Origin of the sequence: Patiriisocius marinus, assembly GCF_008974325.1 — a bacterium.
GTDB lineage: Bacteria > Bacteroidota > Bacteroidia > Flavobacteriales > Flavobacteriaceae > Patiriisocius > Patiriisocius marinus.
Genome location: NZ_BKCG01000001.1, coordinates 240,329 through 265,620, shown reverse-complemented (window position 1 = coordinate 265,620; position 25,292 = coordinate 240,329). Strand labels below are relative to the sequence as shown.

At 30.3% G+C, this 25,292-nt stretch carries 29 protein-coding genes; 23 read left to right on the top strand and 6 right to left on the bottom strand.

The genetic code is table 11. The features are described from left to right. Nucleotide 1: 1 nt before the first annotated feature. The gene (locus GBH57_RS01190) at nt 2–298 is read right to left on the bottom strand and encodes a helix-turn-helix domain-containing protein (RefSeq protein WP_151672226.1); all 297 of its coding nucleotides are present in this window, start codon (nt 296–298) and stop codon (nt 2–4) included. Nucleotides 299–577: 279 nt separating this feature from the next. Between GBH57_RS01190 and GBH57_RS01185 the strand changes: the two genes are divergently transcribed. From GBH57_RS01185 to GBH57_RS01165, 5 genes are all read left to right on the top strand, one after another. Next, on the top strand, nt 578–973 hold the full coding sequence (locus GBH57_RS01185; protein ID WP_151672225.1) for a hypothetical protein: 396 nt from the start codon (nt 578–580) through the stop codon (nt 971–973). 665 nt (nt 974–1,638) lie between these two features. Further along, on the top strand, nt 1,639–2,073 hold the full coding sequence (locus GBH57_RS01180) for a JAB domain-containing protein (protein WP_151672224.1): 435 nt from the start codon (nt 1,639–1,641) through the stop codon (nt 2,071–2,073). 133 nt (nt 2,074–2,206) lie between these two features. Then, the gene (locus GBH57_RS01175; protein ID WP_151672223.1) at nt 2,207–2,557 is read left to right on the top strand and encodes a KTSC domain-containing protein; all 351 of its coding nucleotides are present in this window, start codon (nt 2,207–2,209) and stop codon (nt 2,555–2,557) included. 3 nt (nt 2,558–2,560) lie between these two features. Continuing rightward, a complete protein-coding gene (locus GBH57_RS01170) occupies nt 2,561–3,679 on the top strand; it encodes a hypothetical protein (protein ID WP_151672222.1) in 1,119 nt (372 codons plus the stop codon). Nucleotides 3,680–3,758: 79 nt separating this feature from the next. Then, entirely contained in the window at nt 3,759–3,968 is a 210-nt protein-coding gene (locus tag GBH57_RS01165; protein ID WP_151672221.1) for a hypothetical protein, read from the top strand. Here the strand turns inward: GBH57_RS01165 and GBH57_RS01160 are convergent. Beyond that, nucleotides 3,965–4,186, bottom strand: coding sequence for a helix-turn-helix domain-containing protein (locus GBH57_RS01160; RefSeq protein ID WP_151672220.1), 222 nt, complete (start codon nt 4,184–4,186; stop codon nt 3,965–3,967). The genes GBH57_RS01165 and GBH57_RS01160 overlap by 4 nt on opposite strands. Nucleotides 4,187–4,707: 521 nt before the next feature. On the opposite strand from GBH57_RS01160, the gene GBH57_RS01155 reads away from it, so the two are divergent. The 17 genes from GBH57_RS01155 to GBH57_RS01075 all read left to right on the top strand — a co-directional run bounded on the left by GBH57_RS01155 (nt 4,708) and on the right by GBH57_RS01075 (nt 18,631). Next, entirely contained in the window at nt 4,708–5,211 is a 504-nt protein-coding gene (locus tag GBH57_RS01155) for a hypothetical protein (protein WP_151672219.1), read from the top strand. Nucleotides 5,212–5,278: 67 nt separating this feature from the next. Further along, nucleotides 5,279–5,788: a hypothetical protein gene (locus GBH57_RS01150; protein WP_151672218.1), complete on the top strand. Its 510-nt coding sequence runs from the start codon at nt 5,279–5,281 to the stop codon at nt 5,786–5,788. After that, nucleotides 5,785–7,014, top strand: a complete 1,230-nt coding sequence (locus tag GBH57_RS01145; RefSeq protein ID WP_151672217.1) for a DUF3127 domain-containing protein — start codon at nt 5,785–5,787, stop codon at nt 7,012–7,014. The genes GBH57_RS01150 and GBH57_RS01145 overlap by 4 nt, the downstream gene beginning before the upstream one ends. Nucleotides 7,015–7,024: 10 nt before the next feature. Next, complete coding sequence (locus GBH57_RS01140; protein ID WP_151672216.1) at nt 7,025–7,384, top strand: DUF3127 domain-containing protein; 360 nt, start codon at nt 7,025–7,027, stop codon at nt 7,382–7,384. Nucleotides 7,385–7,416: 32 nt separating this feature from the next. Beyond that, nucleotides 7,417–7,821 carry a hypothetical protein gene (locus GBH57_RS01135; RefSeq protein WP_151672215.1) on the top strand — a complete coding sequence of 135 codons (405 nt, stop codon included), beginning with the start codon at nt 7,417–7,419 and terminating at the stop codon, nt 7,819–7,821. Between the two features lie 6 nt (nt 7,822–7,827). After that, nucleotides 7,828–8,187, top strand: a complete 360-nt coding sequence (locus GBH57_RS01130) for a hypothetical protein (protein ID WP_151672214.1) — start codon at nt 7,828–7,830, stop codon at nt 8,185–8,187. Between the two features lie 519 nt (nt 8,188–8,706). Beyond that, the gene (locus GBH57_RS01125; RefSeq protein WP_151672213.1) at nt 8,707–9,372 is read left to right on the top strand and encodes a DUF6796 family protein; all 666 of its coding nucleotides are present in this window, start codon (nt 8,707–8,709) and stop codon (nt 9,370–9,372) included. After that, nucleotides 9,365–11,020, top strand: a complete 1,656-nt coding sequence (locus tag GBH57_RS01120) for a CRTAC1 family protein (protein ID WP_208997611.1) — start codon at nt 9,365–9,367, stop codon at nt 11,018–11,020. Before GBH57_RS01125 ends, GBH57_RS01120 begins: the two co-directional genes overlap by 8 nt. 12 nt (nt 11,021–11,032) lie before the next feature. Next, nucleotides 11,033–11,308: a hypothetical protein gene (locus GBH57_RS01115; RefSeq protein ID WP_151672212.1), complete on the top strand. Its 276-nt coding sequence runs from the start codon at nt 11,033–11,035 to the stop codon at nt 11,306–11,308. Nucleotides 11,309–11,342: 34 nt separating this feature from the next. After that, nucleotides 11,343–11,681: a hypothetical protein gene (locus GBH57_RS01110; RefSeq protein ID WP_151672211.1), complete on the top strand. Its 339-nt coding sequence runs from the start codon at nt 11,343–11,345 to the stop codon at nt 11,679–11,681. Between the two features lie 335 nt (nt 11,682–12,016). Continuing rightward, nucleotides 12,017–12,232: a hypothetical protein gene (locus tag GBH57_RS01105; RefSeq protein WP_151672210.1), complete on the top strand. Its 216-nt coding sequence runs from the start codon at nt 12,017–12,019 to the stop codon at nt 12,230–12,232. Nucleotides 12,233–12,236: 4 nt separating this feature from the next. Beyond that, the gene (locus tag GBH57_RS01100) at nt 12,237–12,602 is read left to right on the top strand and encodes an arsenate reductase family protein (protein ID WP_151672209.1); all 366 of its coding nucleotides are present in this window, start codon (nt 12,237–12,239) and stop codon (nt 12,600–12,602) included. A gap of 26 nt (nt 12,603–12,628) precedes the next feature. Further along, nucleotides 12,629–14,722 (top strand): phosphate acetyltransferase, encoded by a 2,094-nt coding sequence (pta, locus tag GBH57_RS01095; protein WP_151672208.1) that lies wholly within the window; start codon nt 12,629–12,631, stop codon nt 14,720–14,722. Nucleotides 14,723–14,737: 15 nt separating this feature from the next. Beyond that, a complete protein-coding gene (locus GBH57_RS01090) occupies nt 14,738–15,922 on the top strand; it encodes an acetate/propionate family kinase (RefSeq protein ID WP_151672207.1) in 1,185 nt (394 codons plus the stop codon). 94 nt (nt 15,923–16,016) lie between these two features. Further along, nucleotides 16,017–16,847, top strand: a complete 831-nt coding sequence (locus GBH57_RS01085) for a 5'-nucleotidase, lipoprotein e(P4) family (RefSeq protein WP_151672206.1) — start codon at nt 16,017–16,019, stop codon at nt 16,845–16,847. 116 nt (nt 16,848–16,963) lie between these two features. Further along, nucleotides 16,964–17,350 carry a hypothetical protein gene (locus GBH57_RS01080; RefSeq protein ID WP_151672205.1) on the top strand — a complete coding sequence of 129 codons (387 nt, stop codon included), beginning with the start codon at nt 16,964–16,966 and terminating at the stop codon, nt 17,348–17,350. 6 nt (nt 17,351–17,356) lie between these two features. Further along, nucleotides 17,357–18,631 (top strand): MgtC/SapB family protein, encoded by a 1,275-nt coding sequence (locus GBH57_RS01075; RefSeq protein WP_151672204.1) that lies wholly within the window; start codon nt 17,357–17,359, stop codon nt 18,629–18,631. Nucleotides 18,632–18,645: 14 nt separating this feature from the next. Here the strand turns inward: GBH57_RS01075 and GBH57_RS01070 are convergent, their stop codons facing one another. From GBH57_RS01070 to GBH57_RS01055, 4 genes are all read right to left on the bottom strand, one after another. Continuing rightward, entirely contained in the window at nt 18,646–19,422 is a 777-nt protein-coding gene (locus GBH57_RS01070; protein ID WP_151672203.1) for an RNA polymerase sigma factor, read from the bottom strand. Between the two features lie 131 nt (nt 19,423–19,553). Beyond that, nucleotides 19,554–20,318: a patatin-like phospholipase family protein gene (locus GBH57_RS01065; protein WP_151672202.1), complete on the bottom strand. Its 765-nt coding sequence runs from the start codon at nt 20,316–20,318 to the stop codon at nt 19,554–19,556. A 63-nt stretch (nt 20,319–20,381) separates the two neighbouring features. Beyond that, a complete protein-coding gene (gene cls, locus GBH57_RS01060) occupies nt 20,382–21,818 on the bottom strand; it encodes a cardiolipin synthase (protein WP_151672201.1) in 1,437 nt (478 codons plus the stop codon). Continuing rightward, nucleotides 21,815–22,411 carry a DUF6134 family protein gene (locus tag GBH57_RS01055; protein ID WP_151672200.1) on the bottom strand — a complete coding sequence of 199 codons (597 nt, stop codon included), beginning with the start codon at nt 22,409–22,411 and terminating at the stop codon, nt 21,815–21,817. The genes cls and GBH57_RS01055 overlap by 4 nt, the downstream gene beginning before the upstream one ends. 203 nt (nt 22,412–22,614) lie before the next feature. On the opposite strand from GBH57_RS01055, the gene GBH57_RS01050 reads away from it, so the two are divergent. Next, the gene (locus GBH57_RS01050) at nt 22,615–25,125 is read left to right on the top strand and encodes a cation-translocating P-type ATPase (RefSeq protein ID WP_151672199.1); all 2,511 of its coding nucleotides are present in this window, start codon (nt 22,615–22,617) and stop codon (nt 25,123–25,125) included. The last annotated feature ends 167 nt before the right edge of the window (nt 25,126–25,292 follow it).

Here is a 25,292-nt window from a genome sequence, read left to right as displayed (position 1 = left end):
CTTATGTATTTTTTAATTCTTGTTTAATTCTTTTTTCGGCTACCTTCAAAATCTTTAATGCTAAAGATTCCTCTTTAATTTCATGGTATATTTTATCACTATACCAAAGGGTTAACAATTTGTTGTAATCAATATCTAAAGCAGTGGCATATTTTAGTAATTGTTCTTTTGTAGGTCTTCTATCTCCTTTTTCAATTTTACTAATAATAGCAGTATCAACATCTACCAATGAGGCTACTTCTCTCATTAATAGTTGCTTTTTTTCTCTTTTCTGTTTTAATAACTCAGATAGTTGCATTGTCTTGTCTTTTTAATTCTTGTCAGAATATGTCAAATATAAGATAAATTATTCAAGAAAAAATTTTAAAAATTATTTTTTTTGATGCTTTGTGAGTGCCTGCCATACCTTGTGCAAAACCCCCACGAATTTCTGGGAAAGGAAATACCTCCCTACCACATTAATAGAAAGAAAATTTTACAGGCAGGATAACAAACTCAAGGTGATAGTTGAGGTGTATATGTTGTACTGTTATAATTTTCTTCGTGGTTATTTATCAACTCAAAAATTCATAAAACTATGGTAAGAATTATTAATTACAAACAAAGAGACAAAGAAGATGGAACTTCATTCTTTGTTTTGGAACTACAAGGAGGCATTGAAATGGTTAAGTCTCAAGAGACAGGCAATTTCTACGCAACTGCAAAAAGAGCATTTATACCTTCAACATTTGATGAAGATACTTGTTCAGCCTTAATAGGTGCTGAAATGGAAGGCAGAATCTTTAAAGAAGAATGTGAGCCTTTTACGTATCTAATCCAAGATACAGGAGAAGAAATTACTCTAAATCACAGATGGGTATACACAACTGATGAGGTAGTACAGCCAAAGAAACAGGCTATTAAGTATGAGCAGAATGTTATTGCAAATTCAGAAGTATTCTCGTCTAATGGTATTTTAGAGCCAGTAGAATAAAAATTTCAGTCCAGTCTATAATTTTATAGGTTGGACTGTTTTTATTTAATGTGTAGAATACCTTAACTAATTTATTCTTATTTGTTACAGACCTACATAAATAAAAGTAGTTGTTTTTGTATGAGTTAGGTTTTATTTAAAAAGAATAGCCAAAAAAAAGTATACTATAAATGCCACTTGTGTCAAATTACTATACTAGTGTTTGACAGAAGTGGTAAAATAGACCTTACTTGCTCATACCTACATAAATAAAAAATAGTAGGATAGTTAAATTCTAATCCTATTACTATACATATTAATATTGTGTGATGGTATATTATTTATCATGAAGGTATTAGTATCTATATGCAATAAAGTGTACTTCTTTGCACTTACCTCTAGGATTTAAAATATGTTATTATTAGTAGAGATATTAATTGTCTTGAAGGTAAGAATGTGTAGGATTAATAATAGAGTTCTTCAGTTTTAATTCTGCTTAAGAAAGAAAAAGAACCAAAAAGAAAGAAACCTTACTTCTCTTTCCCTCCTCCTATGTAATAAAAGTTTGGGAAGAATTTCTCTGATACGTTTCAGAAAGAAACCTTCTTGTGCAAAGTTATATGTTCTAAAATTAATATGCAAGCATTTTAACAATTATTTTCCTAGGAATATAAAATTAAAAACAAATGAAAATTTCAGAGATAAGTATTTCATATACAAACAGTAATCAAAAGAAACTAAAGGTAAAAAACAGTCAAGATAGTTATGCTATTTTATTAGAATCTTGGGATAAGAATATCATAGAATTACAAGAGGAATTTAAAATTTTACTATTAAACAGAAGTAATACTGTATTGGGTGTGTATTCATTATCAAAAGGCGGAGTAGCCTCAACTGTAGTTGACCCAAAATTAGTATTTGCTGTAGCCTTAAAATGTAATGCTTCAAGTATTATAATTTCACATAATCATCCTTCTGGAAATTTAAAACCTAGTGAATCAGATAGAAAGTTGACAAAAAGGCTAAAAAAGGCTGGTGAATACCTAGATATTACAATATTAGACCACATTATAGTAACCAAAGAAAACTTTTATAGTTTTGCTGATAATGGTATTCTGTAAAAGTTCTTTTTCGATGATTTAGATGTGTACATGAAGTTAATTGACAGTATTTATGAGTATATAATTAAACTTAAAAATAGTACAGATTAATATTAATAGCCAAATTTTAATCTTAAAGTATTAATTTTACAAGATGAAAAAAATGTTATTCGTTTTGGTATTGGTAGGATTTGTATCTTGTAATTCACAAAATTGTGAAACCTTACCAGCAACTTACACAAGTTATTCTCAGGCAGTATCTAAAATTACAAATGCAACTTTTAATTTTACAGATTCAGTAAACACTTCAACAAGTTCTTGGATTACAAATGCTGATTTTTATAGTTGTGATGGTACACAAGGTTATTTAGTTTTAAAAACGACAAAGAAAAATTATTTATTTAAAAATGTACCAAAACAAGTATGGCATAATTTTAAAGCTGCTAGTTCATTTGGAAAGTTCTACAACAATTATATAAGAGGTAAATACCAGTTAGTTCTCTAATCTATGGATACCTTCAACCCATTAAAAATAGATAGATTTACTACTGATTTTTTTCAACGAGTAGATTTAAGTGACTATGTTATATTTATAGATAATGGCAATCAGGAAGATGTTGTTAGTTATATAAAATCCAACTATAATGCTATTCAAGAAACTTTTAAAACTGAAGGAAAACGGTTTTTACTCTTATCAGAAATAACAAACATATCCAGCATACTAAAACCATTAAGGTACCACTATCCTAGATTGACTTTAGATGATGTATGGAGAAATTTAGATTTTAAAACGCTTAAAAATTATCTAGGTTATAAAGGTAATATTACAACAGGTTTACTATCAATAGATGCCAATTGTGAATTTATACAGTTTGAATCTACTTCTATTGCTAGTTTTAGAAAGTTGATTGATGGCTACCTAAATGACTACAAACAAAAGAGACTAAGTATAGAAGATTGTGATGAACTGCCATTTTATTTTGGTGAATCTGATTCAGATGATAACATTAAATTAGACGATGAAACCAAGAAAACTGTAGATGCTATCTTAGAGCAATTTGAAACACTAAAAAATAAAGGTAATTTATTGCAAATATTACCTATAGTAGAAGGTTATTTAAAAACACAACACACAGCCCATTTAGACAAATTAAGTACACTCAAAATTGATAAAAATTTTACAATATTCTTAAGAGATTATAATTTAGAAATTAAGTTAAGCCATCTAACAAAAAGTATTTATCTATTATTCTTAAATCATCCTGAAGGTATTTTATTAACAGAATTAAATTCTCATAAAAAAGAACTATTGGAATACTATAAATCAATTTCTAATAGATTAGATTTTGATAAGATAAATGAAAGTATTGATGATATAATTAACACAAGTTCTAATGCAATTTATGTGCATTTGTCACGAATTAAATCTGCCTTTACAAAAGTGATGCATCATAGTATTGCACAGTATTATTTTATTGATGGAGGTAAAAATAAACCTAAAAAAATAGATTTAAGAAGCGATTTGATTATTTGGAAAAACTCAATTGGAAACACTTCAGAAATATCAGAAAGAAAAATAGGATTTTCAGGAATGGATGCTGTATTAAATATGGATGCTGATGAATAAATTATTAGTTGCAAGGTTGCAAAACCTCTAAGTGTACTTATTTGTGGGTTATTTTTGCTTTAGATTTAAAAGCAGAAATATGAAACATATAGTATTTATATTAGGAATTGCGTCATTACTATCATTTACAAGTATTGATAATTCACAAAATAATGATAGTCAATACTCTAATTACAGTTTTGTAGAGTGTAAGTATAGCCAATGTCAAGCCACAGCAAAAAGCACAGGAAATCAATGTAAACATTGTGTTTCCAATGATGGAGATTCATATTGTTGGCAACATGATTAATCTATTTTTGTCAATTCAGACACAGAAACATCTAAGTTTTCTGCAATTTTATAAAGCGTGTAAATTGTAGGGTTAGTACCTCCAGCCTCTAAACGACTAAAGTTAGATTTTTCAATATTGCATTTAGCAGCCAAGTCTTGTTGAGGTATATTCTTTTGCTCCCTTAACAATTTAATTCGTTTACCAACCAATAATTGAAGTTGCTTTTTATCTATCATCTTGACTTGTATATTCTCTGCCAGTGGTGTCAAACCCAATATGAGTACTTTGACACAGTTGGTAATAAGTTGTCAAAAATGATAATTAAGTGAGTTGTATTGGTTATCATAAATGATAAAAAAGTATTTTTGTTTTAAATTTTAAAAAAAAAATCCAAGATGAACTACTATTACATATTATTTGCAGTATCATTTATAATATTTGGTATTTATAATGCAATTTTATCAAGAATTAAAGAAAATGACCCTCTAATAATTTCATTTCGAGCAACTATTATTATAGGATATATTGTTTTGGCAATTAACATCTTCAATGAATTCTATTGGATTTATAGCCTATTATTGTTTGTTTTTGGTTGGTTTTTATTCCCAGCTATAATTATAAAAATATTGAATTTCATTATTCCAAGTAACATTCTTAAATATATGATTAACCCGTATATAAAAACTATTTGGGTTTATTTAGTGTTATCAATTTTAATGATAGTTTTACTAACAATACACTTATTATAAAAAAAATTATGAATTACGAATTTAGATTAGCTCAAACAGGAATTAAAAGAATATATTATTATGGAAATCCAATTTTTGGTTCTCTTCAAAGTGCTTTACTTCCGACTTTTGTATTAGTCTTAATATATAAATACATTTTGATTAAATACATTCAATTTTTTCAAGGTAAACAATCAATGTTCATAATAGTTTCAGCAATTACATATTTAGTGTCATTTTTATTGTTGTATAGAAAAAAGAAATATATTCAATGGGATGAAAGAAATATTAGATTTAAAAATATTAATGGCTATACTGCAATTGTAGGTGTGGATAAAATCAAATCAATAAAAATTGAAAGAGGTAAAGGAATCTACGTTACTCATGACAACTTTATTGACGAAACAAGAAATGGCACATACTTAATTCCATTTGAAAATTTAGGTAGAAATTATAATATTGATGTAGATATTATAACCGAAGATTTTAAAAAACTATATCCAAACTTAATACTTGAAGATAAAGAACTTTAGAACTCTTTAGTAAAATATCTAGCTCAAAACCCTAACTAATTCCAGAACATTCAAAAACAACTCAAAGATGAAAAAGATAATAATTCCATTTGTTTTAATACTACTTTTTAGTTGTAATCAAGAAGAAAAGCAAAAAGTAGAAATACAAGAAAAAAGAACTTCCAAAATTGAAGAAATAAAGTCACAATATGGAATTAAATATTCAATGACAGATTTGAATAGATTTGATTATTCTTATCAATTTAACCCAGTAATACAATCTGGTAAACAATTAATGAAATATTACACTATTCATGATATTTACACAAAAAACAACAAGAATTATGTGGCAATAGAGACATATAAATTCTATTTTGATTTGTTAGTTGAAAATGAAAAAATTCTAAATGAATTAAAAAATAATGAAGATGAGTATCATAGGGTAGAAAATAAAATATTGGTTCTCGAACTTAAAAATATTAGAAAGATGCCATTTGTAATAGATATTACAGAAAATGGTGAAGATACTTATATGGAGGTTATAGGAGGTGACAGATTTATTGGTAAAGGTAAAGTATTGGAATTAATAAAAATATGACAAGCAAACTACAGTTCATTCAGCACATTAGTGAAATGAATACTAAGTCGCTAAAAGAAATTTTAGTAAAAAATGCTTTCAAAAAATATTCTAACAACTCATTTCTAGAAAAACTAAACGAAATATTTATAAAGATAAAAGCAAGTGGTAATACTCATTTAGAAATTCATAAAGGTATTGGTGTATGTACTTGTAATAAAGATAAAAAAGTGTTTTGCTTTGTTGGGAATGTAACTAAAGACTACTTTACTTTGACTTACCTAGAAGATGAAAATAAGTACTACAATTTTCAAACTTCTTGCAGTGAAATATTGTATGAAAGTAATCCAACATTAAACAAATTCTATTACTTTTCTATAAAGCCAGAAGAAACTTCAGCATATAAAAAACATACTCAAATTTCTAACCCAATACAAGAATACAAAGTGTTTTGTACTAAAGAATTTTGTAGTATGGAAACTATAGAGTTATGGCTAAAAAAACATAAAAACAATTATAAAATAACTGCTGAACTATTGGAAAATAAAAACAATAGACTCAAACTAAATTCAGTAGAATTATTAGTAAAAAGGGAATTTGAGAAACTATATGGTAGCATGTCTATTTTAAGTAAAATCTATCATAAAGAAACTTATTTCAAGGAACAGTTAAAAGAGTATAGTTCAATAAAAGATAGTATTTCTAAACTAGAAAAATGGTTTTATTTTCAAGAAGAAAATAAAAATGAGTATCAATTATTTTCATCAGTCTTTTATGATAATAGAGAACTCACTCACTTTAGTTTAAAATTAAATGATTTGATTTTAGACCCAAATGATTTTAAGTACACGCTTAAATATATGAGTATTATTGAAGATGCTCAGGCTATAGAATTTAAAGGAACTATAGTCTCAATTAGCGAAATAGAATTTATTGAAAGGAAATATGCAGAAAGTTATCCAATACAAAAAATAGTGCTTTCAATTAATGATTTCTGTTGTAGTGAGTATCAAATAACTTTTTCTAAAGAAAGAGTAAAACACCTAGATAATTTATCTGTAGGTCAGTTTGTAAAAGTATTTGCAAGACTTACTGGAGGTGAATATGAAAATACTGAGGGCATTAAAGATTTTAAGTATAATTTATATGGTTGGCGTATAGAAAAATTAGATGCTAAACCAAAAGTAAAGAAAAACACAAAAGAGATGGATTTGTATTATAAATACATCTTACCACCACCATTTTAAAACAAAAAATATGGAAATAACAGGAAAAATTAAAGTCATAAATGACACACAAAATATAGGTGCTAATGGTTTCAGGAAACGAGAAATAGTTATAACCACAGAAGACCAATATCCTCAGCATATACTAGTAGAATTCATTCAAGATAAATGTGATTTGCTAGATAACTTTGATGTAGGTCAAGAAGTGAAAATAGCTCTTAATTTAAGAGGTAGAGAGTGGATTAACCCTGAGGGAGTTGCTAAATACTTTAATGCTATTCAAGGTTGGAGAATAGAGCTTGTAAATAGTGAACAGCCTACACCTCAAATACAAACACAGCAAGAACCTGTTAGCTTTTTAGATGAAGCAGATAATGACTTGCCATTTTAATAAAAAATCAATTAACCAATAAATAATAAATTATGAAGAATATTTTTTTAGCATTAATAGCCATTTTAGCATTTACAGCTTGTTCTAGTGATGATGATAGCAGTAATAATATTCCAACACCAGATTCAATTAATCAAACAGAATGGAAGCATGAAGAAAGTAATAGAGGATACTATATTTATTTCTCTGTAGGTAATGATATGAGAATTAGTCATCCATTTTATGATGTAGGTTCAGAAGAATTTCACAACGAAGATATTTTTGGAGACTTTACCTATGATAAACCTAATGTTACCTTAAACTTTTATGGACAATGTAGCAATAGTGGTTTTGTCTTTTCTAGTTGTAATGTTACAGGTACAATTAATGGAACTACATTAACTATAAATGATAATGGTACAGATTATACTTTTGAAAATATGTACCCTAATGAATAGCTTATTATGAACTCAGATAGCATTCAAAAATCTTTATTAAAAGAATTGCCATTTAAGATTGGAGAACAGTATGAGTTAAATGAATTTAATCTTAAGACTTTAGAATCAACTTTTAGTAATGGATTAGAATTAGAAAACTATGAGTATATAAAAGGAGATTTTAAAACACTTTTTGGAATACCATTTTCAAGTAATGTAATTTTACAATATAATGGAGATATACTCCATAGTGTAATTTGCGAATTTGAGCTAACTCATTACAGTTATCTAAAATCTAAAGTTAATCAGTGTGCATTTAAAGAAGTAACTATTGAAGTTCTAATCAAAGATAAATACCATTGCCAAATAGTATTGCAGAGTAAATAAGGCACACTTTTCGGCATCACTTTATAAATGGCTATTAATATTTATGAAGGTCTATGATAAATATAGAGTGATAAAGTGTTGATATTTACAGGGATAGAGCAGTAGGTAGCTCGTCGGGCTCATAACCCGAAGGTCACTGGTTCGAGTCCAGTTCCCGCTACAAAGTTTGAAAGGCTTCACAGAAATGTGAAGCCTTTTTTTGTTTCTACTATTTTCGATTCAAAATTTGATTCATTTTTATTCCATTAAACCTCTTGTTTATTTTAATAAATGAATATGTAAAACAACTATATTTTGATAAAGCCTATTTATAGACCCCAGATCTAAATCAATTTATAGCCTCTTTTATTTTTTTAACTGGATTACAATACTTAAAAATTACAAAATGTGAAGTTTTAAATGACTAGATGCTTTTAAAGTTAAATACTAATTAAATATCTAGATGAGAGACTTTTATTTTTTTTGAAAGGATTTTTAACATTTTACGACAAAAACTGAAACCAACCTATTAACAAATAAATGAAACTAACCAAAAAATTAGGCTATCTAGGCCTTATGGCGTCTATTCTTGTTGGGTTAGGCGAGTATTTTTTACATTATTCTCCTGATATTTTAGAACACTCAAAAGACTATGAGTTTTTCGAATTTGTATCTTTAAATCATCTTACAATAGGTCATTTTCTATCTGTTATTGGCTTGCCGTTCTATTTTGCTGGATATATCCACATTTATAAAATGCTTAAATCTGGAAATGAATTATTAGCTAGAGTTGTTTTAGCTGTAGGTTTTATTGCTTTTGCTGTTGGTGGAATATGGATAGGCTCTCGAGCATCAATAGGAAATATCGTCCACTTAAAGGATGCGATAGACCCTTCTACATATAAAAACTTACTAACTCACTATACAGATCATATGGAAGTATTGGTTAAGATACTTCGTATAGTTATCGCTACACTCTCAATTGCTTTTGTAGCTGCTATATTAAAAGGAGGAACTTTTTATAAAAAATGGATGGCTATTTTCAGTCCAATTGCGATACTCATATTGTTAGTGATTATTGGTAAACTAATTCCAACACTAGGGAAACATATGCTTCCTATACTTATGAATGTAACACACTTCATATTATTTACACTTTCACTTATTCAATTAAAAAACTATACAAAACAACATTCAAATGCTTAAAAAAACACTTAAAATAATAGGCGTCATTCTTCTCTTTCTAATCATTTTGATTTTAGGATTTTTTTGGAGAGACTCTGTGTCAGACAAGTATGATATTACAATTTCAGAAGAAAAAATCCCAACATTTACGCCGGTTTCAATAGATTTTAATCATCAATACAATGGTAGTAAATCATTGCCTATTGCACCTTCAGCGTTAATTGATATTGATAATGATAATATAGATGAAGTGTTTTTTGGAGGAGGAATGAATCAAGAAGATGCCATTTTTGCTTACAGGAATAATGAATTTGTTAATATTTCATCGGAAGTTAATTTACCTAAAAAAGGAAGTACAACTACAACTGTAGGAGTAGTGTCTGCAGATTTTGATAACAATGGTTTTGCTGATATAATTTTGGGTAGAGAAGATGGACTTCGTATTTATTATAATACAGACGGGAAGTTTACCGAAAAGATAATTGATACTTCTATGAATGAGAAATCTAATCCTGCAGGGATTACCGTAGGAGATATTGATAAAGATGGTGATTTAGATATTTTTCTAGCGACGTATCTTAAAAAAGAATTAATGGAAGGTCAAACCATTTTTGAAGATTACACTTATGGCTCTACAAGTGAATTGCTTTTAAACACAGGAAACGAAAATTATGTTAGCATTACTAAGCAAGCCGGTTTAGATTATGTTCATAATACGTTTCAAGGGGTATTAGTTGATATTGATGATGATACTTGGTTAGACTTAGTGGTAGTTCACGATACAGGAGAAGCTAGAACGTATAGAAATAACGGAGATTTGACTTTTACGATGAAACCAAATCCGCTCACTAAAAAATTTGCTTACCCAATGGGATTAGCTGTTGGTGATTATAATAATGACGGCTTAGTAGATTTTATGTTTTCTAATACAGGAAGCACATTACCAAGAGCATTAGCTAAAGGAGATATTAAAGATGCTTCTTTGTTTAATGAGAAGTGGATTCTTTTTAGAAATGATGGTGACTTCAAGTTTACAGATACAGCTGAGGAGACTAAAATAGCAGATTATGAGTTTTCTTGGGGTTGCACTTTTGCAGATCTTAATAATGATGGTCTTCAGGATTTGATGGTTGCAGAAAATTATGTTGACTTAGCGCCTAATAAGCTTTTCAAATTGCCTAGTAGAGTTCTTATTCAAAAAGAAGATGGAACATTTGCACCAACCGAAAAAGAAAGTGGACTTGTAAATCCTCACTATGCTATTACTTCATTAGTAAGTGATTTTAATCAAGATGGTTATTTAGATATGATTTGGGTAAATATTGATTCCCCAGCTTTAGCGTATTTAAATACAGGAGGAACTAATAATTACCTACAAGTAGATTTAGGTGAGTCTGTTAGTGTTCAAGGTGCTAAAATAACTATTACGACACCAACAAAGAAATTAACCGAGTGGTTAGTGACTGGTGAAGGCTTAGCTAGTGATCAAACTGCATTAGTTCAGTTTGGGTTAGGTAAAGAAACTACTATTCTAAACCTTAAAGTTCGCCTTTCAAACGATAAAGTGATTAGTGTTGATAATCCAAAAATTAACAGTGTTGTTGATTTAAAACCGCTACTTGTTGTGGAAGATGATGTCTCAGGAATTAACGTTGAAACTGAAAAATAAAGTGAACTTATAATGAAATTTATTAAACACCTCTTAGGAACTAAAAGTGAAAAAGAAATCTCTGAACTGTCTAAAAATTATTGTCCTAACTGTTGGGGAGACCAAGAGTATGATAATCTAATAAGAGAAAAATATAAGGATACTCAAATTAGTGTTAATAATCATAAATCGAATTACGCATTTGTACAAGACTTTATAGTAACACATATGGATGGTATAAAACTTAAAAGCAGTGTTAAGGGAACCGAGTGTTCTACTTGTAGAACAGTAATAACAAATAATGTATAGGAGGTTTGCGTATTACTTGATCTTGCTAATCCTTTTGATAGGAGTATATGGAGCTGGTGGGTTAGTAGTTGATGAATTTAAAACGGGGGATGGCTGTCCAAAAATAATGCACATACCTATGTGTCTTGTTATTCTCATCTGTTTTTTTATTCCGCTAATAGCGCATCTCTTAAAGAAATGGAGTGTTCTCTATTTTCTATTTACAGGATTAGCAGGTAGTATAGCATTGATCGCTTCTATTATGCAATATATAGGAAATGCTGAATGCCCTAAAACTGGTTCAGGAACACCAATGTGTTACTATTCCTTAATACTATTTAGTAGCTTAATTATTTTAAAAATATTTTATCTAAAATCTAAGATTAAGCAATAACAAATAAAACCTCAATCTAATTAGGATTAATCAATTAAGTTATTTTAAAAAAAAATATTTCTCAATTCTGTGAAGCATTTTTTTATGTTTCTAATTGCTTCATAGATTATTTTTTTAGCTACTATTTTACTGCTGATAAATGTCATTTCTTTTACACATAAGCATCGTTAATTTTACACCTTTAAACTGCTGCCAACTCTAACTTACTAATAGTATTTTTGATTGAAACAGTATTTGATATTTTCATTTCTGAAATATTTAATGATCGATACATTTAGTACCACTTTAAAAAGTAGTATCTTATTAGTTAAACAATACTAACAAACTATATTGCTATGAAAGATTTACAAAAAATAATGCAAGACATTACTCAGCTTACTACCAATATTGAGACTAATTATCCTGAATTATATCAGTTTTTAGATGAAAATCCAATGACATTACCTGTTAGTGAACATCCACATATGGATAAAAAAGTAATGCAGGAGTATCTCGAAAGTTTAAAGCAGTTATTACATCACCATCTAGAAACACATAAAAGTAAAAAATAATATTATGGGAGATATTGCAACTTCAGATAGACAAATTACCTTGTATTACAGCTCTAAATCTGTAAGAGCAAAACAAACTTTAGCATATGCGAAAGCTGAAGGACTGGCTATACAAGAAATAGATATTTTAAAACAAAAACTTACTGGAACACAATTAGTAGAGCTAGCTCATAGATTACAAATAGATGTGGTCGATTTAGTAAACCAAGAACATCCTTCGTATAATTCCAAATTTGAGTCACATAACTTTTCTACAGATGATTGGGTTAAGATGATACAACATAACCCAGAAATAATGAAGCAACCTATTGCTTTAAGAGGTGATAAAACAATTTTAGTAGAAACTCCAACCGATATAATTAAAATTTAGAGTATTAGTGTATGACCAATAAATCAATGAACAAAGCTGTATATATTACTACAATCGAACCCAATAGCGGAAAATCAATTGTATCCTTAGGTTTAATGCAGCTGTTGCTGGGTAAGGCAGCTAAAGTAGGATATTTTAGACCTATAATAGATGACTTAAAGAATGGTGAAATTGACAACCATATTAATACTGTAAATACCTATTTCAATCTAAATTTAGATTTCGAAGATGCATATGCATTTACTCGAAGTGATGTGATTACAATGAAAAATAATAATCAAGATGATTTGATTATTAGTAAAATCATTGAAAAGTACAAAACTATTGAAGAACGATTCGATTTTATATTAATTGAAGGAACTAGTTTTATAGGTGAAGGATCAATTATTGAATTTGACATTAATATTCTTATCGCAAAAAACTTAGGAGTTCCAGCGATAATACTTGCTAGCGGTTTTGGGAAAACTATGAGGGAACTTGTTGGGAGTATGCAAATGGCCTATGACTCATTTAGAGATAAAGGAGTTGAAGTGCTATCTGTTATTGCAAATAAAGTTCAGTTAGAAAATCAACGTGATGTTGTTAATGAATTGGAGAAAAATCTACCCTCTGAAGTAATAGTTAATGCAATACCTTTAAACCCACTTTTAGCAAATGCATCAGTAAGGGAAATTGTAGAAGAACTAGATGCTACCATTCTTTTTGGCGAATCACATATCAACAATCAAGCTGGTTATTTTAGTGTAGGAGCTATGCAGCTTAGAAACTACCTGACGCATTTAAAAGAAAATGGCTTAGTAATAACTCCGGGAGATCGTGCTGATATTATTTTAGGCGCATTGCAAGCCAATATTTCTGCTAATTATCCTTCAATATCCGGTATTGTACTTACTGGAGGTTTAGTGCCAGAAGACTCAATTATTAAATTAATTGAAGGTCTTTCTGATGTAGTGCCTATCATTTCAGTGAAAGAAGGAACATTCTCTGTTACTAATAGAATTGGCGCTATTAAATCACAAATATATGCGCAGAACACTCAAAAAATTATCACGTTAATAAAGGACTTTGAAAAGCACGTAAAAGTAGCGGCTTTAGTAGAGCGATTAATAACGTTTGAGACCAAAGGGATAACACCTAGAATGTTTCAGTATAACTTATTGAAAACAGCAAAATCTAATAAAAAACATATTGTGTTGCCTGAAGGAATAGATGAGCGTGTGCTAAGGGCGACAAAGCAATTGGTCGATTTAGATGTAGTTGAAATATCTATTCTAGGTGATAGAAAACAAATAGAGGAAAAAATTGCAACGCTAGATATTGCGTTAGATTTAAATAAAATTTCAGTAATAAATCCTAGAGAATCAGTCTATTTTGACTCCTTTGCTAAAACCCTCTTTGAGCTAAGAAAACACAAAAACGTGAATTTAGCAATGGCTGAAGATTTAATGGAAGACGTCTCTTACTTTGGGACAATGATGGTTTATATGGGTAAAGCTGACGGAATGGTTTCGGGAGCAATACACACCACGCAACACACCATTCGTCCTGCGCTACAATTCATTAAAACTAAACCAGAAACATCATTAGTTTCATCCATCTTTTTTATGTGTTTAGAAGATCGTGTATCTGTTTATGGCGATTGTGCGATTAACCCAAATCCTACTGCTGAACAGTTAGCCGAAATAGCTATTTCATCAGCAATGACCAGTTTGTCATTTGGTATTGAACCAAAAATTGCGATGCTTTCATACTCATCGGGAACTTCTGGAACTGGAGAAGATGTTGAAAGAGTGAGAAAAGCAACTGAAATTGTAAAACAAAGAAGACCAGATTTAAAAGTGGAAGGGCCTATACAATATGATGCCGCGGTAGATATGAATGTTGGTAAAACTAAAATGCCAGATTCTGAAGTTGCTGGTCAAGCAAACGTGTTTATTTTTCCAGATCTTAATACAGGGAATAATACCTATAAAGCAGTGCAAAGAGAAACGAAGGCACTTGCGATTGGACCTATAATTCAAGGGTTAAATAAACCAGTAAACGATTTAAGTAGAGGTTGTACTATTGATGATATTTTTAACACTGTAATAGTGACTGCTATACAAGCACAAGGAATTTAATAAAACCGTTGAAATATGAATATATTGGTAATTAACTCTGGAAGTTCTTCTATAAAGTTTCAGTTAATACAAGAGCCTTCAGGAAACTTAATTTGTAGTGGTCTTATAGAACGTGTAGGTGATCACAAAGCTATTTTAAAGTACAAAACTGATCGCTTTGATATAGAAGAAATAGACAGAATAGATAATCATAAGGAAGGGCTAAAAAGAGTTGTAGATTTATTACTTCATCAGGAAAATGGAGTGATTAAAGATACTGACGAAATTCAAGTCATTGGGCATCGTGTAGTGCATGGTGGTAATTTTTTTTCAGATACAACTTTGATTACTTCCGAAGTGAAAAATAAAATTAAAGAATACGATGTACTTGCACCTTTGCATAACCCAAATAATCTAGAAGGAATACTTATTGCAGAACAACTTTTTCCTAACGCAAAACAGGTAGCTGTTTTTGACACAGCTTTTCACCAAACTATTCCTGAAAAAGCTAAAAAGTTTGCAATCCCTAATACCTTTTATGAGGATGAGCATATACAGCTTTATGGCTTTCATGGAACAAGCCATAAGTATGTTTCTAAAAAAGCTATTGAATATTTAGGGATTAAAAACTCTAAAATTATTTCTATCCACTTAGGTAATGGATGCAGTATGACGGCAATTTTAGATGGAAAAAGTATAGATCACAGTTTAGGTTTTGCTCCTGCAAATGGCCTTATTATGGGTACTCGAAGTGGAGATATTGATCACTCCATTATTTCATATATGGTTAATACGCTTGGTTATACACTTGAGGAAGTAGATACTTTACTCACTAAAAAAAGTGGAATGCTTGGACTTACAGGGTATAGCGACTTGCGAGATATACAAAGAGAAGCAGAGAATGGAGATCCATACTGCATTTTAGCTTTGCAAATGAATGCTTACCGAATTAAAAAATACATTGGGGCTTACGCGGCGTCAATGAATGGATTAGATGCAATTGTATTCACAGCCGGTATAGGAGAAAACTCAAGTGTGATTCGTACACTAGTTTGTGATGAAATGGAATACTTCGGAATTGCGCTAGATGAATCTAAAAACGAACAAAGATCTAGTGGGATAAACGAAATCAATACCACGGCATCTAAAGTTAAAATTATAGTGGTCCCTACTAATGAAGAATTAGAAATAGCGAAACAAGCTTATAAATTAATACACTAACTTTTTTAAATTACAGCTCAGTTATTTATGTGAATTATAGATATTGAGTTTTTCAAAAGGATGTCAGTTTTTATAATTTTGAATTAAAAATACTATGAAACAGAAATTGCTCATTACCCTTTTTAGTTTTGGATTACTTATAGGTTGCAAAACTCAAGTAACACAAACCGAAAGTAGCAAAATAACAACTATAAACACGAATATTCCTGTTCGTGAGCACTCCATTCAAGCAATACTTTGGCAACAACAATCAGCTGAGTATAGAGCTTTAACATATCAAGCTTTTAACTTAGCGAGATTACAGTTAGACAATATTTTAAATGCTAAAAACGAGTTTGATAAACCAATTGCTATCGTAACAGATATTGATGAAACTATTTTAGATAATAGTCCATATAGTGGTAAACAAGTTGAGCTAGATGAAGAGTACACCTCATCACGATGGAAAGAATGGGTAACACTTAAAAATGCAAAAGCAATTCCGGGTGCGGTTGATTTTTTCCAGTATGCAAAGAGTAAAGGAGTTGAGGTTTTTTACATTTCAAACAGAAAAACACTTCAGAAAAAGGAAACAATTGCTAATCTAATAAAAGTAGGTTTTCCTTTTGCAGATCAATCACATGTATTTTTAAAAGATGCCACTAGTGGAAAATTAGACAGGCGTCTTGAGGTTATGAAATCACATAATATCGTGATGTTTCTAGGGGATAATTTATCCGATTTTTCAATTGTGTTTGAAAAAAGTACCACAGAGATCAGAAATAAAAATGCTGATAGTTTAAGATTAGACTTCGGAAAAAAATTCATTGTGCTGCCAAATCCTTTATATGGTGATTGGGAGACTAATGGAGTTTATGAAGGAAACTATAAATGGAGCACATTTCAGAAAGATTCAATTCGAAGAAAGAAAATTACGTCATACTAATACCGCTGAAACAACTTTAGCGAACTGATTTAAATCAGTTTATATATTGTTTTTATTACAAACCTTTACGTTGCTTTTTAAAGTGATTCTAAAGTTTAATTTTAAATACAATTAATATGAAAAAAGATGTTTTAGAAAATGCGAGTATGCACTTTGAACACGAGCAGTGGAAAGGGGAACTTGCATTTTGGAAAGATGAGTTAAAGTTTTTCAATAGCAAGTTAAGTGAACTTGTTTCACGATGGACAAATAAGGATGTTCTTGCGCAATTAGAGCACTATCAAAACGAGTTTATACTTCACGGAGGAGTAATTCAAGATTTACAGGAAACTATAGATAAACACGAAACTCGTATTGCTGGACAAAGCAAAACAGGTGAAGATGCGCTTGATATACATTTAACAAAAGAGCATGTGGCGTTTAGAAATAAAATAGAAACACAAAGACATATATACTCTGAGCTTAAAAAAGAGTTTTTCAGGTTTCTTGAGAAGTATATGTAATACTAGATGCAGACATACCAAGATATAAATGTACTAGTTGGGCCCTATATGTTAGGGGTTTTGATAAGCTTAGGAATAGGCCTTATCATTGGCCTAGAAAGGGAATACGACAAACTTAAAGAGGAAAAGGGATTTGCAGGAATAAGGACATTCCCTATTGTTGCAATCCTTGGTTTCTCAATAGCTAGTCTTACTCAATTATTTACTCCTTGGCTATTAATAACAAGCCTAGGTACGTTTATTTTATTTTTAGCGCTTTATCATTTTTCTCAAAAACAAGAGGAATATGGTCAAGGGTTAACGACTAATTTAGCCTTAATAGCAACTTTTGTTTTAGGGATAATGGTCTCGGCTGAATACTATAGAGATGCTGTTGCAACAGCAGTAATTATTGTTACGTTACTTTCATTAAAAACAAGGTTTAGATCTGTTATAAGTAATATAACTTCTCAAGAGCTTTTTGCGTTTATTAAGTTTACTATTATAGCGTTATTAATACTCCCTTTCCTTCCTGACAAACCATATGGGCCAGATGGTTTAATAAACCCTTTTGAGATAGGTTCTATAATTGTAATTGTATCCTTTCTAAACTTTATTGGATACTTTTTAGTGAAATTTGTAGGGTCAAAAAAAGGCATTATACTTACGGCCATCCTTGGAGGACTCATATCTAGTACAGCCGTTGCCTGGAATTATGCCTCAAGTAGTAAAGAGTCTCCAGAACTTTCTAAAAAATACAGTGCAGGAATAATTGTCGCATCGGCAATTATGTTTCCTAGGCTTGCTTTGTTAGCCTATATATTCAACAATACTATTTTAATAAACCTCGCAATCCCTTTTGGGATTTTGACAGTAATTTGTGTTACGGCAACCTTATTATTAATGAGAAAGGATGACCCTAAACCAGATACCAATATTAAATTAGGTAACCCATTAAATGTACTGAATGCTATAAAATTTGGAGCTGTATATGTTATCATACTTTTCGCTGTTTTTTATAGCAATCAGTTTTTTGGTGAAAGCGGATTGTATTATTCTGCTTTAATTGCTGGTTTAGCAGATACTGATGCAATTACCATTAGTATGGCGAAATTCTCTCTCGAAGGAGATAAACTTGCTCTTGCGTCATCTGTTATAATAGCAGCAACCATTAGCAATATGCTTGTCAAATTAGGTATTGCGATATTTAAAGGCTCAAAGACTACTGCTAAGTATGTGGGTTTTGCTTTTGGTAGCGTAATTATAATAGGAGTTATTTGGGTGTTAGTTAGTGTCTTTTAATAAAGAAGTTTAGCTTAATAATCCTCTTTAGGATATCTGTTTAAAAGACTAAGTTGTAATGCTTTTTTAGCATCTTTTAATAACTGTTTAGCCTTATCAATAGTGATATTTTTAATTTGAGCTATTTCTTCTATTTCCAAATGCTGTTTAGTGAAAAGTTCAAAAATGTTCCGCATAGAAGTTGGAAGATTATGTAATACCATTTCTATGTGTTTTTGCACCTCCTCATCTTTTAAATTTTTATCTATTTTTTTAACTAAATCATTTTCTTTTTCTTCAACAAACACATGATTTAAACTATAGTCATTGTGGTTGTATGACATATCGTCTAAGTCTTCAATCATTAGTAAATCGCCACCACCATCAGTGCTATACTTTTCCTGTAGCTCATCCCACTCAGGTTTAGAGTAATCATCAATGTTATTGAAAAACAATTCGTCAAATTCCTCATTGACAAAAACATCATCAAGTAATTCGTTTGTTTTTTTCAAAAGCCAAACATAAAATTCATCCTCATGATTTACTTCTTCAATATGATTGTATATTTCAATAAAAAGCTGATCAATAATATCATCTGCTTTATACTTGTTTTTTGGAAAGTGACCTTTTTTAATTGCAGTGTTAAATTGCCCGTTAATATATTTTCGGATATCGGGTGTAATTTTTAAAACTTGCTGATTAAAAAATTCTTGATTGCCTTCCTTTTTAGATTTAACTAATTCTGGGAAAGTTCTTGTAAAGGATAAACGAAACTCTTGTTTGTTTTTGTAGAGTGAGATATTAGGTTTCATAGTCAAATACTTTATAAATTATATATAAAGGTGACTACTTTCTGTAATATAATAAATGATAAATATCAGCTGTTAGAAATGAATTTTATTACTGAAATTTCACAATTTTTACAAAACATTTTTTTTGAATATTAGATAAACACGGACTTGTTTTCTTCTAGCATTTTAATTGTTGAAGTATAACCTACGTTAAAAATTGCATCTACGTTTTTCATATCAAAAGTCCCAAATTTTAATAAATCTTCAGGGTATATTACTAAATCACAATCAGGAAATTTTAGCATAGACTCTGAGGCAACTTTAATTTTATAAGCTCTTTCTACAACTGCAAAAGAGTATTTTAAGTCTTTAATTGTTATCTTTTTTAAAGGGTTGACGTAAATACCTATTATTTTGTCGCACTCTTCCTTCAGTGGTTCTACAGGAAAATTATTTAAAGTCCCACCGTCTATATAAAACTTCCCATTAATTTCGGTAGGAGTAAACACACCAGGAAACGAAGCTGAAGCTATAATGGGTTTTATAAGTTGTCCTTTGCTAAAAGTTTTAGAAGTACCATCAATTACGTTAGCAGCGGTTATAAAAAGCTCTTTCCCTAGTGCATTAAAATTGTCATCAGGAAGAAACTGTTTTAAATCATCATAAAACTTACCCGAATTTATAAAACCAGGCATATTCCGTGCATATCTAGTTGTTTGAAAAATAGAGATGGTTTTAAAAAAATTTAAAATTTCAGACCAAGGTATTCCCGCAGCGTATAATGCGCCAACAATCGCTCCTGCACTTGTTCCTGAAACATGTGTAGGCGAAATACCGTATTCTTCAAATGCTTTAATTGCCCCTATATGTGCTGCTCCACGAGCTCCTCCGCCAGATAGTACTAATCCTAATTTCATTATAATGGTATTGGGTGATTCAAAGATATGAAGTTGAATTTTAATAAGAAATGCTACATTACATTATAATATAGGGCTAAAAACTTTAGCGAGCCCTTCTTTTATTCGGTCTATTTTTGACCTCTTTAGATATAGGTTATAATCTATCTGACTACTTTTATCGCAGTCCTTTAAAAAATCACTTTTAAGTTTTTTGGTTATTTTAGTATCATAAATAAGTGCATTTACTTCATAGTTTTGCTCAAAACTTCTAATGTCTAAATTAGCGGTGCCAATGGACGTTAACGCATTATCTGAAACGATCACTTTACTATGTAGAAAACCATCTGGATATAAATATATTTTAACTCCAGCTTCAAGTAACTGCTCGAAGTGTGAACGCACATTCCATTTAACTAGAAAGCTATCTGAATTTTTAGAAAGTAATAACCTAATATCTATACCACTCATTGCTGCAACTTGTAACGCTTCTAAGAGAGCTTCTCCCGGAATGATGTATGGGTTTGTAATATAAACGTACTCTTTAGCACTATTAATTATTGAAAAATAAAGTTGTTGTATGGAGGAGAAATCAGAGTCAGGACCACTTGCGACAATTTGAGCAATAACGTTTCCTGTTGTAGTCTGTTTTACAATATATTTTGTGTTTAAAAGAGTGTCATTTCCACTTGCAAAAGTCCAATCCATTGCGAAAACAGCTTGTAAACTATTAACAATAGCTCCACTTAATTGAAGATGCATATCATACCAATTGCCTAAATCTGGATCACCTTTTATATATTTGTCTGATACGTTGATGCCACCCGTAAACCCAACAATACCATCGACTATAATTATTTTTCGATGGTTTCTATAATTAATGGAAGATAAGAGTCTACCTAATCGCATCGGTAAAAAACTGTAAACCTTTATCCCTTCTTTTTTAATACTATTTATGTAGTTGTTGCTTAAAGTTCTACTACCTAAAGCATCATATAGAAAACGTACCTCTACACCTTCTTTTGCTTTACTAATTAATAAGGTTTTGAACTTTTCGGCTAAATCGCCTTCTTCAAAAATATAATACTGAATATGTATAAATTTCTTAGCAGTTGATAAAGCGGTAAATATAGCATCGAAGGTAGCTTTTCCATTTTTTAATGGAATTAACTCATTTCCTAGAGATGGAAGAAATTTAGATCCTTTAGTAATTAGCTTAGCTAGTTTAATATGTTTTTTAATCGCAAGTGGTACATTGCTATTTTTGGCACTATCAAGAGTATTATAATAGGTTTCAACTTTTTTATAGTATTGCGATATTTCTTTGGTTTTTTTGAGTGTATAGAATTTGTTTTTTCTTCTATTTCGCCCAAGAATAAAGTAAAAAAGCATTCCACCCACAGGAACTGTGAATATAGCTAACAACCAGGCGAGTGTTTTAGTAGGCCTTATTCCATAAAGTAATAACTTTCCCATTATTATGAAAGCTACAAGAAAATACAAAATAAGAAAGAGCGTCATATTCTAGTGCTTATAATTTCAAACTTTATAAGTCCTCCGTCAATTGTTGCTTTTTTCAAAGTCCCTTTTTCATAAAAATAAAGATTTTCATTTCCTTTTGAGTTCACTTTTTTATAGACGTGATCTCCCATTGATACAATGGTATTAAAACTAGCATCTTGCTCTGAGTAGCAAGATTTAATGTTTTTAGGTTCTTTAAAATACAACTGTATAGTCGCGTAATTAATAGTCTTGTTTATTGGGTTTTCTACAGTGTTATCTTTTACAATTTGGTAATTTGTGTTGTTCCATTTTGTTAGTGTTTCAGCATGTGGCTTATCATTTACAGTAATGTGAACGTCAGCTTTTTCTAAATTTTCATTATAAAATTGCACATTGTATGTGTAGTTGACACTAAATTCTCTTATAATTTTAGTTTTGATAGTTGTAGAACTTTCATAATAGGTTTTAGAATCAAAAACACGCTTAGAGGCTATTAAATCTCCAACTATATTGTTTTTATGAACAATATCAAAGTGAAGTGTTTTGTCTGAAATGCTAATAGGATTTAACGAAAACACGAAAAGATTAATAAATATTAAGTTCCAAATCATAGTGATAGTAATGGTTTTAGCGAATGTTCTCTCAGGCAAATTTCAGCATATAAAAGCCTTTTTTAACTGATTTTAATCATATTAAGGTAATGCCGCTATCTCTAATTTTGATGCGCAAATATTTCTTGTAAATAAAGTTACAAGAAATTAAAAGGTTCAAACTCAAATAGCACTAGTTATTTAGAATCAAAATATTGAAGTGAATGTCCATAGAAAATCAAAATATAAAAGGCCTTACTAGTGACCAAGTACTAGAATCACGTAGAGTACACGGTGAGAATGTATTAAATTTTAAAAAAGAAAGTGGGTTGTGGTTTGCATTAAAAAACTTGCTAAAAGAGCCAATGGTAGTGTTGCTTTTAGTTACCTCATCAATTTATTTTATTACAGCAAATTACGATGATGGTATTTTTTTAGCCATCGCAATTGTATTTGTTTCAGCAATTTCATTGTACCAAGATTCGAGAAGTAGAGACGCTTTAGCAAAGCTGAAAATTTACACACATCCTAATTGTAAAGTAATAAGAGATGGTGAAGTAACCGAAATAAAAACTACCGAAATTGTAGTGGGTGATAGTATGATGGTGGAAGAAGGCACAACAATACCAGCCGATGGGGTAATTGTACACTCAAATGATTTTTCAGTGAATGAGTCGATTCTCACAGGAGAATCTTTTTCGGTTTATAAAAATCCTGATTTAGATAATAGCACCATTTATATGGGAGCAATGGTGACTAGTGGTTTAGCGATTGCAACCGTAACTAGTATAGGGCTAAATACTAAATTAGGAAAAATAGGGAAAAGCCTTGAAGATGTACTTGACGAGAAAACACCTTTAGAAGTTCAAATCAACAATTTTGTAAAGAAAATGGTGGTTGGTGGAGTGTTGGTTTTCGTGTTAGTGTGGGCAATCAATTATTTTAAATCATTTAACGTGTTAGATAGTTTACTTAAGGCGCTAACACTAGCTATGAGTATTTTACCTGAGGAAATTCCAGTTGCGTTTACAACGTTTATGGCCATGGGAGCCTGGAGATTAATGAGGATGGGAGTGGTAGTAAAACAAATGAAAACTGTCGAAACTTTAGGAAGTGCTTCTATTATTTGTGTTGATAAAACAGGTACAATAACCGAGAATAAAATGACGCTCGCTAAATTGTACACTTTTAAAAACAAAAAGATAATTTCAACTTCCGAAACCTTTACTAAAGAGGATAAAAAATTAGTTGAAATTTCAATGTGGGCGAGTGAACCTATTCCATTTGATCCTATGGAAATTGCTTTGCATGAAAGTTATAGTAATCACTTTTTAAATGATGAAAGACCAAATTATAATATATATCATGAGTATCCATTAGAGGGGAAACCTCCAATGATGACACACGTTTTTCAAAATAATAACGGAAATAGAATAATAGCTGCAAAAGGTGCGCCTGAAGCTTTAATAAAAGTATCTAAGCTTTCTGCAATGGAAAAGGAGGAAGTACAACAGGCTATTACAATACTCTCTAGTGACGGGTATCGTATTTTAGGAGTAGGTAAAGCTGATTTTGAAGGAGATAACTTTCCAGAAAAACAGCAGGATTTTAAATTTGATTTTATTGGGTTAGTGGCTTTTTATGATCCACCAAAAAAGAATATCCAATCAGTTTTTGAAGCTTTTCATAAAGCAGGAATCAATGTGAAAATTATCACGGGAGACAATGCTGCAACAACTACAGCAATTGCTAAACAAATAGGTTTTAGAGGCTATGAACGGAGTATTTCTGGCGATCAATTAATGAAATTGTCGCCAACGGAACTATCTAAGACTGTATTAGAAAAACAAATTTTTACAAGAATGTTTCCAGATGCGAAACTTAAAATTGTTAATGCCTTAAAAGCGAACGGAGAAATTGTGGCAATGGTGGGAGATGGTGTAAACGATGGTCCAGCATTAAAAACAGCTCACATAGGTATTGCTATGGGTAAAAAAGGAACAGAAATAGCGAAAAATACAGCGTCACTGATATTAGTCGATGATGATTTTTCTAAAATGGTTGATGCAGTTGGTATGGGGAGAAAAATTTATAGTAATTTAAAAAAGGCAATTCAATATATAATTTCAATACATATACCAATCATCCTTACGGTGTTTATGCCTTTGGTTTTAGGATGGGTATTTCCTAATATATTATCGCCAGTTCATATTATTTTGTTAGAGTTAATAATGGGACCTACCTGCTCAATTGTGTATGAAAATGAACCAATGGAGAAAAATACAATGCACCAAAAACCAAGACCTTTTACAGCGTCTTTTTTTAATAGAAAAGAATTAACTACTAGTGTTTTTCAAGGGTTGATGATAACTTTGGGTGTGTTATTGACGTATCAATATGCAGTGTCGCAAGGTTTTAATGAATCAGTTACTAGAACGATGGTATTTACGGTACTTATTTCGGCTAATATATTTCTAACCTTTGTGAATCGTTCTTTTTTCTATTCAGTATTGACGACTATAACTTACAAAAATAAATTGATACCAATAGTAACTGGAATTACTGTGTTTATAGCAGTACTATTATTGTTTTTCAAACCAATAAATCAATTTTTTCAATTCGAAATATTACCAATTTCACTCATAGCTATAAGTGTTGGGATGGGATTTTTATCAGTTATTTGGTATGAAATTGTCAAGTTTATTAAACGTCAAAAGATGAAAACCATTAACTAATAATTAGTTTAGAAATTAATCATAAATAAGCCTCGTTAAAAGAAAACTTTCGCAGAAATGTGAAGGTTTTTTTAGCTCTTGACAATTGTAAATGAATGATATGATTTGTTAAATTCTTAAAATTTCAGAAGAACTTTTAAAAAGAAATATAGGTTTTAAGTGTAACA

Bases quoted from the DNA above. Each gene is read 5' to 3' on its own strand.
- GBH57_RS01115 (WP_151672212.1), top strand. From the start codon at position 11,033: ATGAAATTTATTAAACACCTCTTAGGAACTAAAAGTGAAAAAGAAATC.
- GBH57_RS01100 (WP_151672209.1), top strand. From the start codon at position 12,237: ATGGGAGATATTGCAACTTCAGATAGACAAATTACCTTGTATTACAGC.
- GBH57_RS01150 (WP_151672218.1), top strand. From the start codon at position 5,279: ATGAAAAAGATAATAATTCCATTTGTTTTAATACTACTTTTTAGTTGT.
- GBH57_RS01065 (WP_151672202.1), bottom strand. From the start codon at position 20,318: ATGAAATTAGGATTAGTACTATCTGGCGGAGGAGCTCGTGGAGCAGCA.
- GBH57_RS01105 (WP_151672210.1), top strand. From the start codon at position 12,017: ATGAAAGATTTACAAAAAATAATGCAAGACATTACTCAGCTTACTACC.
- GBH57_RS01185 (WP_151672225.1), top strand. From the start codon at position 578: ATGGTAAGAATTATTAATTACAAACAAAGAGACAAAGAAGATGGAACT.
- GBH57_RS01190 (WP_151672226.1), bottom strand. From the start codon at position 298: ATGCAACTATCTGAGTTATTAAAACAGAAAAGAGAAAAAAAGCAACTA.
- GBH57_RS01070 (WP_151672203.1), bottom strand. From the start codon at position 19,422: ATGAAACCTAATATCTCACTCTACAAAAACAAACAAGAGTTTCGTTTA.
- GBH57_RS01175 (WP_151672223.1), top strand. From the start codon at position 2,207: ATGAAAAAAATGTTATTCGTTTTGGTATTGGTAGGATTTGTATCTTGT.
- GBH57_RS01170 (WP_151672222.1), top strand. From the start codon at position 2,561: ATGGATACCTTCAACCCATTAAAAATAGATAGATTTACTACTGATTTT.
- GBH57_RS01160 (WP_151672220.1), bottom strand. From the start codon at position 4,186: ATGATAGATAAAAAGCAACTTCAATTATTGGTTGGTAAACGAATTAAA.
- GBH57_RS01085 (WP_151672206.1), top strand. From the start codon at position 16,017: ATGAAACAGAAATTGCTCATTACCCTTTTTAGTTTTGGATTACTTATA.
- pta (WP_151672208.1), top strand. From the start codon at position 12,629: ATGAACAAAGCTGTATATATTACTACAATCGAACCCAATAGCGGAAAA.
- GBH57_RS01090 (WP_151672207.1), top strand. From the start codon at position 14,738: ATGAATATATTGGTAATTAACTCTGGAAGTTCTTCTATAAAGTTTCAG.
- GBH57_RS01135 (WP_151672215.1), top strand. From the start codon at position 7,417: ATGAAGAATATTTTTTTAGCATTAATAGCCATTTTAGCATTTACAGCT.
- GBH57_RS01080 (WP_151672205.1), top strand. From the start codon at position 16,964: ATGAAAAAAGATGTTTTAGAAAATGCGAGTATGCACTTTGAACACGAG.
- GBH57_RS01055 (WP_151672200.1), bottom strand. From the start codon at position 22,411: ATGATTTGGAACTTAATATTTATTAATCTTTTCGTGTTTTCGTTAAAT.
- GBH57_RS01075 (WP_151672204.1), top strand. From the start codon at position 17,357: ATGCAGACATACCAAGATATAAATGTACTAGTTGGGCCCTATATGTTA.
- GBH57_RS01145 (WP_151672217.1), top strand. From the start codon at position 5,785: ATGACAAGCAAACTACAGTTCATTCAGCACATTAGTGAAATGAATACT.
- cls (WP_151672201.1), bottom strand. From the start codon at position 21,818: ATGACGCTCTTTCTTATTTTGTATTTTCTTGTAGCTTTCATAATAATG.
- GBH57_RS01050 (WP_151672199.1), top strand. From the start codon at position 22,615: ATGTCCATAGAAAATCAAAATATAAAAGGCCTTACTAGTGACCAAGTA.
- GBH57_RS01120 (WP_208997611.1), top strand. From the start codon at position 9,365: ATGCTTAAAAAAACACTTAAAATAATAGGCGTCATTCTTCTCTTTCTA.
- GBH57_RS01180 (WP_151672224.1), top strand. From the start codon at position 1,639: ATGAAAATTTCAGAGATAAGTATTTCATATACAAACAGTAATCAAAAG.
- GBH57_RS01155 (WP_151672219.1), top strand. From the start codon at position 4,708: ATGAATTACGAATTTAGATTAGCTCAAACAGGAATTAAAAGAATATAT.
- GBH57_RS01130 (WP_151672214.1), top strand. From the start codon at position 7,828: ATGAACTCAGATAGCATTCAAAAATCTTTATTAAAAGAATTGCCATTT.
- GBH57_RS01165 (WP_151672221.1), top strand. From the start codon at position 3,759: ATGAAACATATAGTATTTATATTAGGAATTGCGTCATTACTATCATTT.
- GBH57_RS01125 (WP_151672213.1), top strand. From the start codon at position 8,707: ATGAAACTAACCAAAAAATTAGGCTATCTAGGCCTTATGGCGTCTATT.
- GBH57_RS01140 (WP_151672216.1), top strand. From the start codon at position 7,025: ATGGAAATAACAGGAAAAATTAAAGTCATAAATGACACACAAAATATA.